This window comes from Mycolicibacterium canariasense (genome assembly GCF_002101555.1).
Classification (GTDB): domain Bacteria; phylum Actinomycetota; class Actinomycetes; order Mycobacteriales; family Mycobacteriaceae; genus Mycobacterium; species Mycobacterium canariasense.
On sequence record NZ_LQOL01000029.1, the window covers coordinates 1 to 15,973 of the forward strand.

The following is a 15,973-nucleotide window of genomic DNA, read 5'->3' on the forward strand; positions in this document are numbered from 1 at the left end:
CCGAGGGACTCGGCGGTGGTATTAGCCCGGATGCCCTCATCCTCGGCGAACTCAATCGGGTCGCCCTTGCGCTGCGGGATCGAAACGGGCACCACCTCGTCGGTGAACACACCGTCCTTCCACGCAGCCGCGGCCTTCTGGTGCGACTGCGCGGCCAGGTCATCCTGCTCGGCCCGGGTGAACCGGTCGAGGTCATTGCGCTGCTCGGTCAACGCCCCCATCGGCTGATCGGTGAACACATCATGCAGACCGTCATAGGCCATGTGATCCAACAACCTCACATCGCCGTACTTGTAACCCTCACGGCTCTTGGGCAGCAGATGCGGCGCCTGGCTCATCGACTCCTGCCCACCAGCCACCACCACCTCGAACTCCCCGGCACGAATCAGCTGATCAGCCAACGCGATCGCATCGATACCCGACAAGCACATCTTGTTGATCGTCAACGCAGGCACATCCCAACCGATCCCAGCAGCGACAGCAGCCTGACGCGCCGGCATCTGACCCGCACCAGCGGTCAACACCTGCCCCATGATCACGTAGTCGACCAGCGACGCCGCCACACCCGCCTTCTCCAACGCCCCCTTGATGGCGATGGCCCCCAGATCGCTACCCGAGAAGTCCTTCAGCGAGCCCATCAGCTTGCCCACCGGGGTCCGGGCACCCGCCACGATCACCGAGGTCGTCATTTCCATCCTCCACGGGAGTTGCTTGCGGGCTGCAGGTCACGGGCGTCCACGATCGGCGCACCGGTGCGGTCGCCGACCTCGTCCAAGGTGATGTCCGGGGCCAGTTGACGCACGTGGATCTCGTTGTCACTCAGGTCCATGACGGCCAGGTCGGTGATGATCCGGTCGACCACTCCCGCCCCGGTCAGCGGCAGATCGCACGACTGCACGATCTTGGGTGATCCGTCTTTGGCGGTGTGCTCGGTGAGGACCACGATCCGGCGGGTGCCGGCGACCAGGTCCATCGCACCACCCATCCCCTTGACCAGCTTGCCGGGCACCATCCAGTTGGCCAGATCACCGTTGGCGGCCACCTGCAGCGCTCCGAGGATTGCGATGTCGACGTGCCCACCACGGATCATCCCGAAGCTGGTGGCCGAGTCGAAGAACGACGCACCGTCGACTGCGGTCACGGTCTGCTTGCCCGCGTTGATCAGATCCGGGTCGACGTCCGCGTCGAACGGGAATGGCCCCATGCCGAGCAGCCCGTTTTCGCTGTGCAGCATGATCCGCATGCCGTCGGGAATGTGGTTGGCCACCAGGGTCGGAATGCCGATGCCCAGATTGACGTAGTCCCCGTCGTTCAGCTCCCGTGCTGCCAGCTGAGCCATCTCGTTGCGACTCCACGCCATGTCACACCACCTCCGCGGTTTGCGATCGAATCGTTCGTTGTTCGATGAAGCCCGCCGCCGGCACCGCCACGATCCGGTCGACGTAGATACCCGGGGTCATCACGTCATCGGGGTCCAGGTGACCATCGACGACCTCTTCGACCTCGGCCACGCACACCCGGCCGCACGTGGCCGCAAGCGGGTTGAAGTTGCGGGCGGTCAACCGGTAACGCAGGTTGCCCTCGACATCGGCCCACTCGGCACGCACCAACGCGAGATCGGCCACGATGCCACGTTCGAGCACGTACTCGTGGCCGTCGAAGACCTCGGTCGGCTTGCCCTCGGCGACCGGGGTTCCCACCCCGGTGCGGGTGTAGAAGCCGGCAATGCCCGCACCCCCGGCACGCATCCGCTCGGCCAACGTGCCCTGGGGACAGAACTCGACATCAAGGACCCCGTCCAGGTACTGGCTAGCGAACAACTTGTTCTCCCCGACGTAGGAGGCGATCACTTTGGACACCTGTCGTTTCTCCAGCAGCAGGCCCAGCCCCTTGCCGTCGACCCCCATGTTGTTGGACACGATGGTCAGACCACACACCGCGCTGTCGCGGACCACTTCGATCAGGCCTTGCGGGATACCGCACAGACCGAAACCCCCCACCGCGATCGTCATGCCATCGCGCAACAGGTCGGCCAGCGCAGCGGTGGGATGGTCACGCAGTTTCATTCGTTGCATTCCTTCGCACGTTGTCTTCGTCCGGTGACTGAACACACCAACTGTGCACAAGGGCGGTGTCATTGACGAGATCTCGTGGCACAATCGCTCGGTCGATGAACAATCACGGTCATAGGTGTTCATTGAGCGGACAGGGAGGCAGTCGTGGCGGAGGGCCCCACAGTCGTCGGCCGCGTTGCGGCGATCTTGCGGGTGCTGTCCGCCCACCCCAACGGTGCCGGAACATCCGAGGTTGCGGCGACCGCGGCCATACCGCGCCCCAGCGCGCACCGACTGTTGGAGGCGCTCGAGGCCGAAGGGCTCGTCGATCGTGATCAGCAGTCCGGTCGGTGGTACCTGGGTCCGGAAACATTTGTGTTGGGGGCGGCATCAGCAGCACGCTTCGACGTCACCAGCAAAGCCGGCCCACACGTGCATCGGTTGGCCGCCGAGACCGGTGAGAGCGCCTTCTTCTCCTTACGCCGCGGCCAACAAACCGTGGTCATGCAACGGGAGGACGGTGACTTCCCCATCCGTTCGCACGTCCTCTACGAGGGCGCCCGATTTCCACTCGGGGTCGTCTCGGCCGGCCTCGCCGTGTTGGCCTACCTGCCCGACGACGTCATCACGACATACCTCCAGGAGGCCGATCTCGCCGCCCAGTGGGGACCAAGCCACAGCACCCGCGCGGTACTCGCACGCATCGAAGACACCCGAACCAACGGGTGGGCAGTCAACCCCGGTCTGATCGTCGAGGGCTCCTGGGGGATGGCGGCAGCCGTCTTCGACCCACATCAATCACCCGTCGGCGCACTGACTCTCACCGGAATCGAACAACGCTTCACCGCTCAACGGCGGCAACACCTGGGCCGACTCCTGCTTCGCGAGGCCAACCACCTGAGCCAGCGCATCGGCTGAGCCGAACAGCCTTCCGACTACTCCCTCGATGGGTTGAGCGGGTAGCACGCCCTACTCGCCGCAGGCACCGGCGGACGGCTCGTCTCGGATTCGTGTGATATCCGACATCGGTGCGACACGGCCGATGAGAGCCCACAGTTGACGCGCGGCCCGTTGGGGACGAACATGACCGCATGAATTATCTCGTTACCGGCGGTACTGGGTTTATCGGCCGTCGTATCGTGTCCCGGCTGCTGCATCGCGACGACGAGACGCAGGTCTGGGTGCTGGTGCGGCGGGGGTCGCTCGGCCGGTTCGAGCAACTCGCACAGTCCTGGGGCCCTCGGGTCAAGCCACTGGTGGGAGACCTGGCCGCACCCGGCTTGGGGCTCACCGACGACGCGCTCGCCGAGTTGGGAACCATCGACCACGTGGTGCACTGTGCGGCGATCTACGACATCACCGCGCCCGCCGCGCAGCAGCGGGCCTCCAATGTGGAGGGCACCGCCGCCGTCATCGAGCTGACCCGGCGCTTGGATGCCACCTTGGAGCACGTGTCCTCCATCGCGGTCGCCGGCAGCTATCCGGGCGTCTACACCGAGGACGATTTCGACGTCGCCCAGGATCTGCCCACGCCGTACCACCAGACCAAGTTCGAGGCCGAACAACTGGTCCGGGCCAGCGGGTTGCGGCACCGGATCTATCGGCCCGCGGTGGTCGTGGGTGACTCCCGCACCGGCGAGATGGACAAGGTCGACGGTCCGTACTACTTCTTCGGGTTGCTCGCGAAACTGGCGGTGCTGCCCCGTTTCACCCCGATGGTGCTGCCCGACACCGGCCGCACCAACATCGTGCCGGTGGACTATGTCGTTTCAGCGATCGTTTCCCTGATGCACTGCCCCGACCGCGACGGCCAGACGTTCCATCTGACCGCTCCGAAACCCATTGGCCTGCGCGGCATCTACCGCGGCGTGGCGAAGGAGGCGGGTCTGCCGCCGCTGCGCGGCGTACTGCCCACCGTGACGGTGACACCGGTGCTCAAGGCGACCGGCCGGGCAAAGATCCTGCGCAACATGGCGGCCGTCCAGCTCGGGATTCCGGCCGAGATCCTCGACGTCGTCGACCTCGCCCCCACCTTCACCGCCGAGCGCACCGCCGAGGCGTTGCGCGGCACCGGAATCGAGGTGCCCGAGTTCGCCTCGTACGCACCGAAGCTGTGGCGCTACTGGGCCGAACATCTGGACCCGGACCGGGCCCGACGGGACGACCCGGACGGTCCGCTCGTCGGGCGGCACGTCATCATCACCGGGGCCTCCAGTGGTATCGGCCGGGCGTCCGCGGTCGCCGTCGCGCAACGCGGGGCGACGGTTTTCGCGCTGGCCCGCAACGCCGATGCGCTCGACGAACTGATCGACGAGATCCGCGCTGCCGGCGGGCAGGCCCACGCCTTCACCTGTGACGTCACCGATTCGGCGTCGGTGGAGCACACCGTCAAGGACATCCTCGGCCGGTTCGGGCACGTGGACTATCTGGTGAACAACGCCGGGCGGTCCATCCGCCGGTCGGTGGTGGCCTCCACGGACCGGCTGCACGATTACGAGCGGGTGATGGCCGTCAACTACTTCGGTTCGGTCCGCATGGTGCTCGCACTGCTACCGCATTGGCGGGAAAGGCGTTTCGGGCACGTGGTCAACGTGTCGAGCGCGGGTGTACAGGCCAACAGTCCCAAATACAGTGCCTACCTGCCGAGCAAGGCCGCCTTGGATACCTTCGCCGAGGTGGTCGGCACCGAGACGCTGTCGGATCACATCACCTTCACCAACATCCACATGCCGCTGGTGAGCACCCCCATGATCGCGCCGTCCAAGCGGCTGAACCCGATGCCGCCGATCACCGCCGAGCATGCCGCCGCCATGGTGGTGCGCGGCCTGATCGAGAAGCCGGCCCGGATCGACACCCCGGTCGGCACGCTGGCCGATCTCGGGACCTACTTCACCCCGCGGCTGTCCCGACGGGTGCTGCATCAGATCTACCTGGGTTACCCGGATTCCGCGGCGGCTCGCGGCGAGGCGCCGGCCGAGCCCATCGGGTCCGGCGAGGCGCCGGCCGAGCCCATCAGAACCGGCGAGGCGCCGGCCGAGCCCATCAGAACCGGCGAGGCGGCGCCACGCACGTCGCGTCGCCCCCGGCGTGCGGTCCGCGCCACCCGCACCGCGCGGGTGCCCCGGCCGGTGAAGCGAGCCGTTCGGCTGATACCGGGGGTGCACTGGTAACGGTCGGGTCCTAGGGTGGGCGACGTGACAGGCGCAACGAGGCAGCCGGTGTTCGCCGACGTGGACACCGGTGTCGATGACGCGATGGCCCTGGCTTATCTGTTCGCCAGTGCCGACGCCGAAGTGGTGGGCATCGCGTCGACGGCGGGCAATGTGCCGGTGGATCGGGTGTGCGCCAACAATCTGGGCTTGCTGAAGTTGTGCGGCATCACCGGTGTCGAGGTGTCCAAGGGCGCCGAGAACCCACTGAGTATCCCGTTGCGCACGGCCGAGGACACCCATGGCCCAGAGGGTTTGGGCTATGCCCGGTTACCGGTCGGCGATCAGGCGCTGGCACCCTACGACGCCGCCGAAGCCTGGGTGGGCGCCGCTCATGCGTATCCGGGTGAGCTGATCGGGCTGGTCACCGGGCCGCTGACCAATCTCGCGCTGGCGCTGCGCAAGGAGCCGGCGCTGCCCAGGCTGCTGCGCCGGCTGGTGATCATGGGCGGGGCGTTCGACTATCGCGGCAACACCACGGCCGTCGCGGAGTGGAACATCAGCGTCGATCCGGAGGCCGCGGCCGAGGTCTTCGCGGTCTGGGGTGCGGCGTGGGGTCTGCACAAACCCACCCACCTGCCGATCATCCTGGGCCTCAACCTGACCGAGAACGCGGTGATGACACCGTCCATCCTGGCCCGGCTCGCGGTGGCCGCCGGGGCGCCGTCTGCGCAGATGAGTGTGCTCGACGATCGCGGCACCCGGTCCACCGCGGCCAATCCGTTGGTCCGGGTGCTCGAGGACGCGATGCGGTTCTACTTCGAGTTCCATTTCGACCAGGGCGAGGGTTATCTCGCGCATCTGCACGACCCGCTGGCCGCGGCGGTGGCCCTGGACCCGGACCTGGTGCGCTACCGGCAGGCCACCGTCGACGTCGAGCTGACCGGCACCCTGACCCGCGCCATGACGGTGGCCGACTGGAACGGCCGGTGGGGCCGTGAGCCCAATGCGCACGTGGGGGTGGAGGTCGATCCGGCCGCTTTCTTCGACCGGTTCATCGCGCGGGTGGGTCCGTTTGCCCAGGGGCTTTGCTGAAGCTGCTGCACGGCAGCACTATTCATAGACCCCCTCCACATACCAGCGGCGCTGCCGGTAACACAGCAGCATGGCCGGCCCCGGGTCGGCTCGGCCGCCGAGCAGCACCTGAGCCCGTGCGGTCCGACCGGCCCGCGGCGAGCCGGGATCCCACCACCGTTCGTCGACCGGCCACGGCCCGGCCCACCACTGCAACGGCGCGGAATGCTCCGGTGACCTCAGCCGGGCCGGGTCGGTGGAGAACAGTCCGCGAGCCGTCACCCGTACCGGATTGCCTTCCGCATCAAGAAGTTCCACCGGATCATCGAGCAGGACCGCAGGCGCGGGCTCGGGCAGTTGCCCTGGCCACGGCCGGTCCGGGTCGGCCGCGGGCACCGGTTCGTCACCCAGTGCGGTGAACGTGATGCGCTCGGCCGGCCCACGCCCACCGCTGAGCACCGGCACCTGCACCGCCTCCGGTCCCAGCAGGCCCTGCACCCGCACCAGCGCGCGGCGGGCCCGCAGGCGGTCGTCGTCACCCGAGGATCCCCACAGCGGCAGCTGCAGCGCACCCGCCGACACCACCTCGACCGGATGCAGCCGCAGCGTGGTGACGGGGGCGGTAGGTCCCGGCCCACCCAGCGAGCGCCTGGTGAGCCAGCCGTCGAGTTGCCAGCGCACCCGATCGGCGGTGGCATCCTCGGTCAGCGGTTCGGCGCACCGCCAAACTCGTTGCAGCTCCTCACCGTTGGCGGTGACCGCCTGGACGGCCAGTCGGGTGCACCCCACACCCGCCGACTCCAGGCTGCGGTGCAGCTCGCCGGCCAGCGACCGGCCTGCGAAAGCCGCCGCGTCCACCCGGTCGATCGGCGGATCACAGTGCATCACGGCGTCGAGATCACGTTCCGGTTCTCGCCCCGACGGCCCGCGGGACGGCTCGCCGCGGGCGAATCGGTGCGCGGCGATCGCATCCGCGCCGAATCGGGACGCCACATCGGTGCGGGACAGTTCGGCGAACCGGCCGATGCTCCGAATCCCCATCCGCCACAACAGGTCCGCGAGCTCGTCTCGGCCGGGCGACGCCAGGCTGGGTTCGGTGGCCAATTCCCGGATGGACAGATCGGACAGGAATCGGGCATCCTCCCCCGGTTCGACGATCCGGCCGGCCCGCGCCGCGAACACCGCCGTGGCCAATTGGTCGGCGATCCCGGTCTGGCATTCGGCCCCGGCCGCCGCCACCGCATCGACCAACCGTTCCGCCGCGGCATGCTCGGATCCGAAATAGCGGGCCGCGCCCCGCACCGGCATGACCAGCAGGCCGGGCCGCAGCACCTCAGCGCGGGGCACCACCTCGTCGACCGCCACCGTCACCCCCTCGAAATGCCGGGCGTCGCGCGCCGGGTCGGCGGTACTGACGTACAACTGCGGGCACCGGGCCTGGGCCTCCCGCCGGCGCAGACCGCGCCGCACCCCGACGGCCCGCGCCGATGCCGAACACGCGATGACCCGGTTGGCCAACGTCACCGCCACCGGATCGGTGGCCGCCAGACCGGCGGCCGATGCCGCGGCCACCGCGGGCCAATCCATGCACCAGAGCGCGAGAACCCGGGACACGCTAGCCACCCACGACGCGTGCCAGACCGGGGATCCGGCCGCGGCCGCGGGTCACCAGGCGTACCCGGCCGATCCGCCCGCACCCGGGCACCGGTCCGGCAGTACCCGCGCCGATCACCTCGTATCCGCTGACGGCGGCATCCAGCCGGGCCTGCGCCCCGGGCCAATCCCCACCGGTGACCAACAGCGTGCACCCCTTCTGCCGGGCCCGCGCCGTCACCGCACGGGCCCGGGTGCCGGGAACCACCCGGCCGGCCAGGTCGAGAACCACCAGATCCAGACCGTCCAGCAGGACCGCGGCCACCTCGACCGGATCTTCACCGGGGTCCGGGATGACCGCGATCCGGCTCAGGTCCGCCCCCATCTCGGCCGCGGCCAGCAGACAGGCCCGGGGCTGCCCGACGATCGCGGCATGCCCGCCGGCCGCCGTCACCGCGGCCACCATGCTCAGCGGGAGCGATCGGGCCCCGGTGAGCACGGCCGCGGTCCCGCGCGGCAACGCCACCGGGAGCCTCTCGGCAAGGGTTTCGGGGATCTTCAGCAAACTTTCCGATTCGGGTTCCGGGGCGTCCGCACGTACCCCGCCCCGACTTCGGGAGCCCGCCCTGGCCGAAACTTCGGCTATTCTCCGTCTCAGGTGTTCGACCTGGTCATCGCGATTTACACGATGTGCGCCCAGGCCGGAAGCCACTGTCACAACAGCACCTCCCGCACCATCGGTTCCATTCGAATTCGAACGCATGTTCGATCGCTCGAGTAAACACTTCTCCGGAATCACCGTCAAGCGCTGCCCGACGGCCCGCGCGCACGGCGCCGCGGCCCCGCCGGCCAGCAAAGCGGGACCCTGGGAAATGCCTGTGCGGCACGCTGGACGCTGCGCTAAAGTCTGGGCACCAGAACCCGCTTCGGAATGGGACTGAGGTACGGGAGCACAGCGAATCACCAGGTAAGATGACTGCGAACCGTGCGGAATCGACAACGATTCCCCGAAGGCCGGCTCATACACCACTCGGGGGAGAGGTAAGGACCGCATCATGAATTCACGTCTGACCCGCCGTGTCTCGGCGGCCATCGGGGGCGCCGCCATCCTCGCGATGATCGGCTTCACCGCCGCCTGCGGCACCGAGGAGAAGAAGTCTCCCGAGACGTCGACCACCACGACGACCACCACGACGGCTCCGTCGGTCGAGCCCACCGAGAAGTCGATCAGCCCCTCCGGCGGTAACAAGTTCACCCCCACGGTGAAGGCCCCGCCGGCGCCGACCGCGATCCCCGGGGACAACTGACCCGCCGGTACGAGTGAGCCGGGTCTGCTGACCTGCGGACCCGGCACCTCGGAACGTGAACCGACACCACACGGGCATCGCCCACTGGCTTCCGGCGCTCCTGCTGGCCGGTGCGCTGGTCTTTGCTTCTGATCTGCCGATCAGCCGACATCTCTTGGGGACGAACCTCATCCAAGGTCCCTACGCGTCGCTGCTTGCTGCCTCCACCGACCTCGGTCCGGCCCGTCCGCAGCAGATCCAGCTGACGGCCGCGCTCACCGGTCACCAGCGTCCCGACGATCTCATCGATTGGACGCATGACCGGGGACTCACGGTCTCATGGCGCCCCAGTGACGACTGGGCCATCGTCGAGGGCAACCCGGATGCCATCGCGCGCGCCTTCGACGTCACCGTGCACGACTACCGGGGCAAGCAGGGCCAGCAGTTCTACGCTTCGCCCCAGCAGCCACAGGTACCCGAGGCACTGCGCGGCGAGGTCACCGAACTCGGGCGGATCCTGGGGTACACCCCGCACCACGTGTCCCGGCCCGATATCGCGCTGGACGTCCCCGACCGCGGCCTGACCCCGAACGCCCTGCTGACCACCTACAACGCCGACAAGCTCGCCGCCGACGGCTTCACTGGCAAGGGCACCACGATCGTCATCTTCGCGTTCAGCGGTTACGACCAGAAGGATCTCGACACGTTTTCCGCCATGTTCGGCCTGCCCCAGTTCACCCCGGAGACCCTCGGCGATCCGCTCCCGGTGGCGCACGGCGAGACGACGATGGATCTGCAAGTGGCACATGCCGTTGCGCCCGATGCACGCAAGGTCGTGGTCAATGCCCGGCCGACCGTCCAGGGCGACGGCGCCTACCAGAAGATCGGCAAGCTGTTCGAGGACACCGACCGCGCCTACCCCGGCGCCGTCTGGAGCCTGTCGATCGGCTGGGGCTGTGACAAGCTGCTCACCGCGGCCGATCTCGCCCCCGTGCGGTCGGCGCTGCGGGCCGCCCAGTCGCACGGCACGACGGCCTACAACGCCAGCGGCGACCTGGCCGGCCTGGAATGCAAGGGCGGCACCGACTGGGATTCGGTGCCCGGCCCCGACGACATCGGGCTGGATTCGGTGTCGTCGATCCCCGAGATGACCAGTGTCGGCGGCACCACGCTGTCCACCGACGACCGCGGCACCTGGCTGGCCGAACAGACCTGGTTCGACGTCCCACTGTCCCAGGGCACCGGCGGCGGGCTGTCCGCCTTGTTCGACCTGCCGCCCTGGCAGCAGGCCGCGGCCGCGCAGGTGGCACCGGAACGTCGAACCGGTAAGCGGATGACCCCGGACATCTCGGCGGTCGCCGATCCGTTCACCGGGGTGAAGATCGTGCTGAACGGTGACCTGGTGATCGGCGGCGGCACGTCACAGTCCGCGCCGATCTGGGCCGGGCTGACCGCGATCATGGACCAGTACCTGCTCGCCAACGGGGGCGCCCTGATCGGTGAGATCAACCCGCTGCTGTACCGCATCGCCACCGGCGCACCGCGGCCGGCATTCCGGGATATCACCCTGGGCGCCAATGCCGTCGACCTGGCGGGCCCGGGTTATGACCTGGTGACCGGATTGGGGACCCCCGACATCGACAACCTCGCACGCAATCTGCTCATCGCCCAGCGGATCCAGGCCTGATGACCACCACCGACGACACCGGAACCTCCTCCCCCGCACCGGGCATGGTCGAATGCCCGGTCTGCCGGGTCGACGTCCCCGCCGGCAAGTACTGCGGGCTGTGCGGCGTGCCGCTCGCCGAACACCAGGCCGGCGACGGTCCGCACTGGCTACGGGCCAAGACGTTCAGCGCCGCCCCCGGCCAGCACCTGCTGACACCGTCGGTCACCAGTTCCCTGTTCCCGCACCTGTCCCCGCGGTCCCGCAAGGCATTCCTGCTGGGCCTGGCCCTGCTCGTGGTGGCGCTGACACTGGCGACGGTGTTCCGGCTGCCCGCCGCGCTCATCACCGTGGCCTCGTTGGGCCTGCCGCTGTTGTTCCTGATGTATCTGCGGGAATCCGATCTGGCCGAGGACATTCCGCGCCGCACCCTGGCGCTCACCGCGGCACTCGGCATCGGACTCGGCGTGGTGTGGGTACTGCTGACCGGTGCCGCGGTGGCCCGGGCCTACGGTGTGCCACTGGGCGCCGGCATCGCCGGTTCCCGCATCGTGCGCGACGGTATCGGCATCCCGGTCGGCGCGATGATCATCATGCTGATCCCCGCCGTCGTGGTCCGGCTGACCCGCCCCGGTTCGCGAGAAGCGCTGGACGGCTACGCCATCGGCGCGCTGGGCGCACTGACCTTCACCGGCGCGGCCACCCTGACCCGGCTGGCTCCGCAGTTCACCACCGGTATGGTGGCCCGTGCCCGGCCACTGGACGGCCTACTGGTCGAAGCGGGTATCCGCGGGATCGCCGTCCCGCTCACCGCGGCCGCCGTCGGCGGATTGATCGGCGCCGCACTGTGGTTCACCCGACCGCCGTCCAAGGCCGGCAAGAACCGCGGGTTCGTGCGCCTCACCCTGGTCTCGATCGCGGTGGTCGTCGTCACGGTCTACGCCGGACTGGGCCTCATCGACGTCGCCCGCATCCCGCAATGGCTGCAATTGGCCGTACACCTGACGCTCTCCCTGCTCGCGCTGCTGGCCCTGCGCATCGGCCTGCACCTGGCGCTGTTGCACGAGGCCCAGGACGATATGCACGCCGACGAGCCGCTGCTGTGCAACGAGTGCAACCACGTCGTGCCGGACGCCCCGTTCTGCGCGTTCTGCGGCGCCGCGATGCACGCGTCGTCACGCAAATCCCGCAACTCGCGCCGGGTGGACCGTCCGATCCGGCTCGCCGAGGACCAGACGACGGGCCCGATCGTCGTCGGTCTGGCACCGGGCTATTCGTTGCACGCCGGGACCTTCGCCGCGCCGCCGCCACGCAAGACGTCCTTCCGTTGGCTGGCACTCACGCTGAGCATCTCGATCCTGGTGGTGGCCGGCGGTCTGGTCGGCCTGTCCGGCCTGCTGGAGAAACCGTCGGCGCGTTACGTCTGCCCACCGGACTGCGGCCGCCCCCCGATGGGGCAACCGGTCAACGTCAACCCACGCTTCGTCGCGGCCGACGGTTCCTTCTCGGTGTCCTACCCGTCCCCCGAGTCCGCCTACAAGGTGACCACCTCCGACAACAGCGTGACGGCGGTCTTCGAGGCGAGTGACGGCGGCACGCTGCGGTTGTTCAGCGAGCCGGCCAACGGCCGGTCCCCCCGCGATATCGCCAACGCGTTGGTGAACAAGACTTTTCCCGACACCAAGATCGCCTACGAGATCCCCAATGCAATGGTCGGTTACCAGCCCGGCTACGGCCTGGTCGCCGACTGCTGGCCGCAGGGCGCCATGAGCAGCTACACCCGGATGCGGGTGGTGGTGATCGCGGCGGTCAAGAACGGCGTGGCGCTGGTGGCCGGGGCGGTCGGGCCGTACCACGCGTTCGGTCCCGACTTCGGCTCGGGGAAACCCTCGGCGGTCGGCCTGGAGATCGCCCTGGACATGGGCAAGTACGTCAACAGCTTCAGCTGGCGGGGCGACCCGCCGCGCTGAATTCGCCTGCGGTCACTCCCATTCGATGGTGCCCGGCGGCTTGCTGGTGATGTCGAGCACCACCCGGTTCACCTCGGGGACCTCGTTGGTGATACGGGTCGAGATCCGCTCCAGCACGTCGTAGGGCACCCGCGTCCAGTCCGCGGTCATGGCGTCCTCGCTGGAGACCGGGCGCAGCACGATGGGATGGCCGTAGGTGCGGCCGTCGCCCTGCACGCCGACCGAGCGGACATCGGCGAGCAGCACCACCGGGCACTGCCAGATCTGGTGGTCCAGGCCGGCGGTGGTGAGTTCCTCGCGGGCGATCGCATCGGCGCGGCGCAGGGTGTCCAGTCGCGACGCGGTGACCTCCCCGACGATGCGGATGCCCAGCCCGGGGCCCGGGAATGGTTGGCGCGCAACGATTTCCTCGGGCAGGCCCAGCTCCCGGCCGACGGCGCGAACCTCGTCCTTGAACAGCAACCGCAGCGGCTCGACCAGTTTGAACTTCAGGTCCTCGGGCAGGCCGCCGACGTTGTGGTGGCTCTTGATGTTGGCGGTGCCACTGCCACCGCCGGACTCGACGACGTCCGGGTACAGCGTGCCCTGGACCAGGAAGTCGATATCGAACTCGCTGAGGGTGTCGCGCACCGCGCCCTCGAACGCCCGGATGAACTCCCGGCCGATGATCTTGCGCTTGCCCTCCGGATTGGTGACGCCGGTCAGCGCTTCCAGGAAGCGGTCGGCCACGTCCACGGTCACCAGCTTGGCGCCGGTCGCCGCGACGAAGTCGCGCTGCACCTGCGCCCGCTCCCCCGCGCGCAGCAGGCCGTGGTCGACGAAGACACAGGTGAGCCGGTCACCGATGGCGCGCTGCACCAGGGCCGCGGCCACCGCCGAATCCACCCCGCCGGACAGCCCGCAGATGGCGCGGCCGTCCCCGATCTGTTCGCGCACCGCTTCGATGAGCTGGTCGGCGATATTGGCCGGGGTCCACGACGCCCCGATGCCGGCGAAGTCGTGCAGGAACCGGCTCAGCACCTGCTGGCCGTGCGGCGAATGCAGCACCTCGGGGTGATATTGCACACCGGCCAACCGCCGGGACCGGTCCTCGAACGCGGCGACGGGCGCGCCGGCACTGGTGGCCACGACGTCGAACCCGGCCGGCGCCGCGGTGACGGCGTCACCGTGGCTCATCCAGACCGGCTGTGACGCCGGCAGTTCCGAATGGAGTTGGCCGCCGGAGACTTTCAGTTCGGTGCGACCGTACTCACTGGTGCCGGTGTGTGCCACCGTGCCGCCGAGCGCCTGGGCCATGGCCTGGAAGCCATAGCAGATGCCGAATACCGGCACATCGATGTCGAACAGGGCCGGGTCCAGCTTGGGCGCCCCCTCGGCGTACACACTGGCCGGTCCGCCGGAGAGCACGATGGCCTGCGGGTCGCGGGCCTTGATCTCCTCGACCGTCGCGGTATGCGGGATCACCTCGGAGAACACCCGGGCTTCGCGTACGCGCCGGGCGATCAGCTGGGCGTACTGCGCGCCGAAGTCGACGACGAGGACGGGGCGAGACTGCGATGAGCCGCTGGCGCGAAGAGCGTCTGCCGAAGCGTTTTCCACCTGAACAGTCTAAGAGTTGCGCCGCTGCGCGCCGGGTTGGCCTCCGTCCGCGCCGAGCATCCGGTCCATCTGGGCGTCGACGACGTCCCGCAACTCGGCGTCGGTGATGTCGTCGAGTCCGGTCGACGAGCGCAGGAAAGGCTCGAACAGGCGCCAACCGAGTTGCAGGGCAACGGCATTGGCGACCGCCAGCCGGGCTGACCGGTCGTCGTCACCGTAGCCGGGCCGCACCGCCTCCAGCAGTGATGCGATGTTCGGGAATCTGGTCTGCAGCTGGCCCACCGGATATCCGTCCAGCAGGGCCCTGGCCAGCACACGGATGTGCCGGTCGGTAGCGCGTTCGATATCGGCGGCCGGCGCACCCTGCGACACGAGCGCGATCAGGCCGGCGCCCAGATGGTCCAGCACGGCGCCCACCAGGCGTTCCTTGGTGCCGAAGTGGCGGTATACCAGGCCGTGGTTGACCCGGGAGCGGGCCGCGATGTCGCGGATCGAGGTGGCCGACGGCCCGTGCTGCGCGAACAGGTCCGCCGCGGCCTCCAGCACGGCCGCCACCACTTCCTGTCGGCCGGCCGGTGGCGAGCTTGTAGTCACCCGACTACAGTAGCGGTGTAGTCAGATGACTACACCGCTCCGTCACCCATCCGAAGGACCGACATGACCATCACAGTGACCCAGCTCGGCAGCCGCATCGGCGCCCGCATCGACGGCGTCGCCCTCGGTGGCGATCTGAACGCCGCCACCGTCACCGCCATCCGCGCCGCCCTGCTGCGCCACAAGGTGGTGTTCTTCCGCGACCAGCACCATCTCGACGACGACCGCCAGCAGGCGTTCGCCGGCCTGCTCGGAACCCCCATCGGCCATCACGCGTTCAAGGGCGCCGGCGTCGTTGCACCGATCGATTCCGACTACGCGAAAGCCACCCGCTGGCACACCGACGTCACCTTCCTGCCCGACTATCCGGCCATCTCGGTGCTGCGGGCGGTGACCCTGCCCAGTTACGGCGGCTCGACGCTATGGGCGTCGACCGCGGCCGGTTACGACGCGCTGCCGGATGCGCTCAAACGGCTCGCCGAGAACCTGTGGGCACTGCACAGCAACCGCTACGACTACGCCGCCGCCCCGGTCGACGAGGCCACCGACACCCAGCGCGCGCTGCGCGAGATGTTCCAGAAACCGGACTTCCGCACCGAGCATCCGGTGGTGCGGGTGCACCCCGAGACGGGCGAACGCACCCTCGTCGCAGGCGATTTCGTCCGCGGCCTGCTCGGCATGGACAGCCACGAGTCCCATGCCCTGCTTGATCTGTTGCAGCGACGGATCACCGTGCCGGAGAACACCATTCGCTGGACGTGGGCACCGGGTGACGTCGCCATGTGGGACAACCGGGCCACCCAGCATCGCGCCGTCGACGACTACGACGACCAGCGCCGGCTGATGCACCGGGTCACGCTGGCCGGCGATGTCCCGGTGGACGTTTACGGCCGGACCAGCCGCGCCGTCGGGGATGCGCTGCAGCGCCAGGCCGGCTGACCTCACAGTCTCACCAAGTATGAGACGAGCCCGAAACGGGCATGGTGGA

The 15,973-nt window shown here is 68.8% G+C and carries 14 protein-coding genes; 7 read left to right on the forward strand and 7 right to left on the reverse strand.

All coding sequences use genetic code 11. The features are described 5' to 3' along the window. The 3 genes from AWB94_RS04445 to AWB94_RS04455 all read right to left on the reverse strand — a co-directional run. A partial coding sequence (locus tag AWB94_RS04445) for a thiolase family protein (protein WP_272937606.1) occupies nucleotides 1-689 on the reverse strand: 689 nt, incomplete at its 3' end. Next, nucleotides 686-1,360, reverse strand: a complete 675-nt coding sequence (locus tag AWB94_RS04450; RefSeq protein ID WP_062659879.1) for a CoA transferase subunit B — start codon at nucleotides 1,358-1,360, stop codon at nucleotides 686-688. The genes AWB94_RS04445 and AWB94_RS04450, both read right to left, overlap by 4 nt. Before the next feature lies 1 nt (nucleotide 1,361). After that, complete coding sequence (locus AWB94_RS04455; RefSeq protein ID WP_201029633.1) at nucleotides 1,362-2,075, reverse strand: CoA transferase subunit A; 714 nt, start codon at nucleotides 2,073-2,075, stop codon at nucleotides 1,362-1,364. Between the two features lie 144 nt (nucleotides 2,076-2,219). Here AWB94_RS04455 and AWB94_RS04460 point away from each other — a divergent pair, with 144 nt between their 5' ends. The 3 genes from AWB94_RS04460 (at nucleotide 2,220) to AWB94_RS04470 (ending at nucleotide 6,298) form a co-directional block, all read left to right on the forward strand. Continuing rightward, nucleotides 2,220-2,972, forward strand: coding sequence for an IclR family transcriptional regulator (locus AWB94_RS04460; RefSeq protein ID WP_062659881.1), 753 nt, complete (start codon nucleotides 2,220-2,222; stop codon nucleotides 2,970-2,972). A 173-nt stretch (nucleotides 2,973-3,145) separates the two neighbouring features. After that, a complete protein-coding gene (locus AWB94_RS04465; RefSeq protein ID WP_085122356.1) occupies nucleotides 3,146-5,224 on the forward strand; it encodes an SDR family oxidoreductase in 2,079 nt (692 codons plus the stop codon). Nucleotides 5,225-5,248: 24 nt separating this feature from the next. Then, a complete protein-coding gene (locus AWB94_RS04470) occupies nucleotides 5,249-6,298 on the forward strand; it encodes a nucleoside hydrolase (RefSeq protein WP_307188220.1) in 1,050 nt (349 codons plus the stop codon). A gap of 18 nt (nucleotides 6,299-6,316) precedes the next feature. On the opposite strand, the gene AWB94_RS04475 is transcribed toward AWB94_RS04470, so the two are convergent. After that, a complete protein-coding gene (locus tag AWB94_RS04475) occupies nucleotides 6,317-7,900 on the reverse strand; it encodes a DNA polymerase Y family protein (RefSeq protein ID WP_109762634.1) in 1,584 nt (527 codons plus the stop codon). Then, a complete protein-coding gene (locus AWB94_RS04480) occupies nucleotides 7,893-8,588 on the reverse strand; it encodes a DnaE2-dependent mutagenesis accessory factor ImuA' (protein WP_062659884.1) in 696 nt (231 codons plus the stop codon). Before AWB94_RS04480 ends, AWB94_RS04475 begins: the two co-directional genes overlap by 8 nt. A gap of 337 nt (nucleotides 8,589-8,925) precedes the next feature. Between AWB94_RS04480 and AWB94_RS04485 the strand changes: the two genes are divergently transcribed. Genes AWB94_RS04485 through AWB94_RS04495 form a run of 3 tightly spaced genes read left to right on the forward strand, consistent with a single transcriptional unit; the run spans nucleotide 8,926 to nucleotide 12,792 of the window. Beyond that, on the forward strand, nucleotides 8,926-9,177 hold the full coding sequence (locus tag AWB94_RS04485) for a hypothetical protein (RefSeq protein ID WP_062659885.1): 252 nt from the start codon (nucleotides 8,926-8,928) through the stop codon (nucleotides 9,175-9,177). A 55-nt stretch (nucleotides 9,178-9,232) separates the two neighbouring features. Continuing rightward, nucleotides 9,233-10,843: a S53 family peptidase gene (locus AWB94_RS04490; protein WP_409365998.1), complete on the forward strand. Its 1,611-nt coding sequence runs from the start codon at nucleotides 9,233-9,235 to the stop codon at nucleotides 10,841-10,843. Further along, complete coding sequence (locus AWB94_RS04495; protein WP_062659886.1) at nucleotides 10,843-12,792, forward strand: hypothetical protein; 1,950 nt, start codon at nucleotides 10,843-10,845, stop codon at nucleotides 12,790-12,792. The genes AWB94_RS04490 and AWB94_RS04495 overlap by 1 nt, the downstream gene beginning before the upstream one ends. Nucleotides 12,793-12,804: 12 nt before the next feature. Here the strand turns inward: AWB94_RS04495 and guaA are convergent, their stop codons facing one another. Both guaA and AWB94_RS04505 read right to left on the reverse strand, forming a co-directional pair. Then, nucleotides 12,805-14,391, reverse strand: coding sequence for a glutamine-hydrolyzing GMP synthase (gene guaA, locus AWB94_RS04500; RefSeq protein ID WP_062659887.1), 1,587 nt, complete (start codon nucleotides 14,389-14,391; stop codon nucleotides 12,805-12,807). Between the two features lie 9 nt (nucleotides 14,392-14,400). Further along, nucleotides 14,401-14,985 carry a TetR/AcrR family transcriptional regulator gene (locus AWB94_RS04505; RefSeq protein ID WP_084395521.1) on the reverse strand — a complete coding sequence of 195 codons (585 nt, stop codon included), beginning with the start codon at nucleotides 14,983-14,985 and terminating at the stop codon, nucleotides 14,401-14,403. 63 nt (nucleotides 14,986-15,048) lie between these two features. Here AWB94_RS04505 and AWB94_RS04510 point away from each other — a divergent pair, with 63 nt between their 5' ends. After that, complete coding sequence (locus AWB94_RS04510; protein WP_062659889.1) at nucleotides 15,049-15,924, forward strand: TauD/TfdA dioxygenase family protein; 876 nt, start codon at nucleotides 15,049-15,051, stop codon at nucleotides 15,922-15,924. The last annotated feature ends 49 nt before the right edge of the window (nucleotides 15,925-15,973 follow it).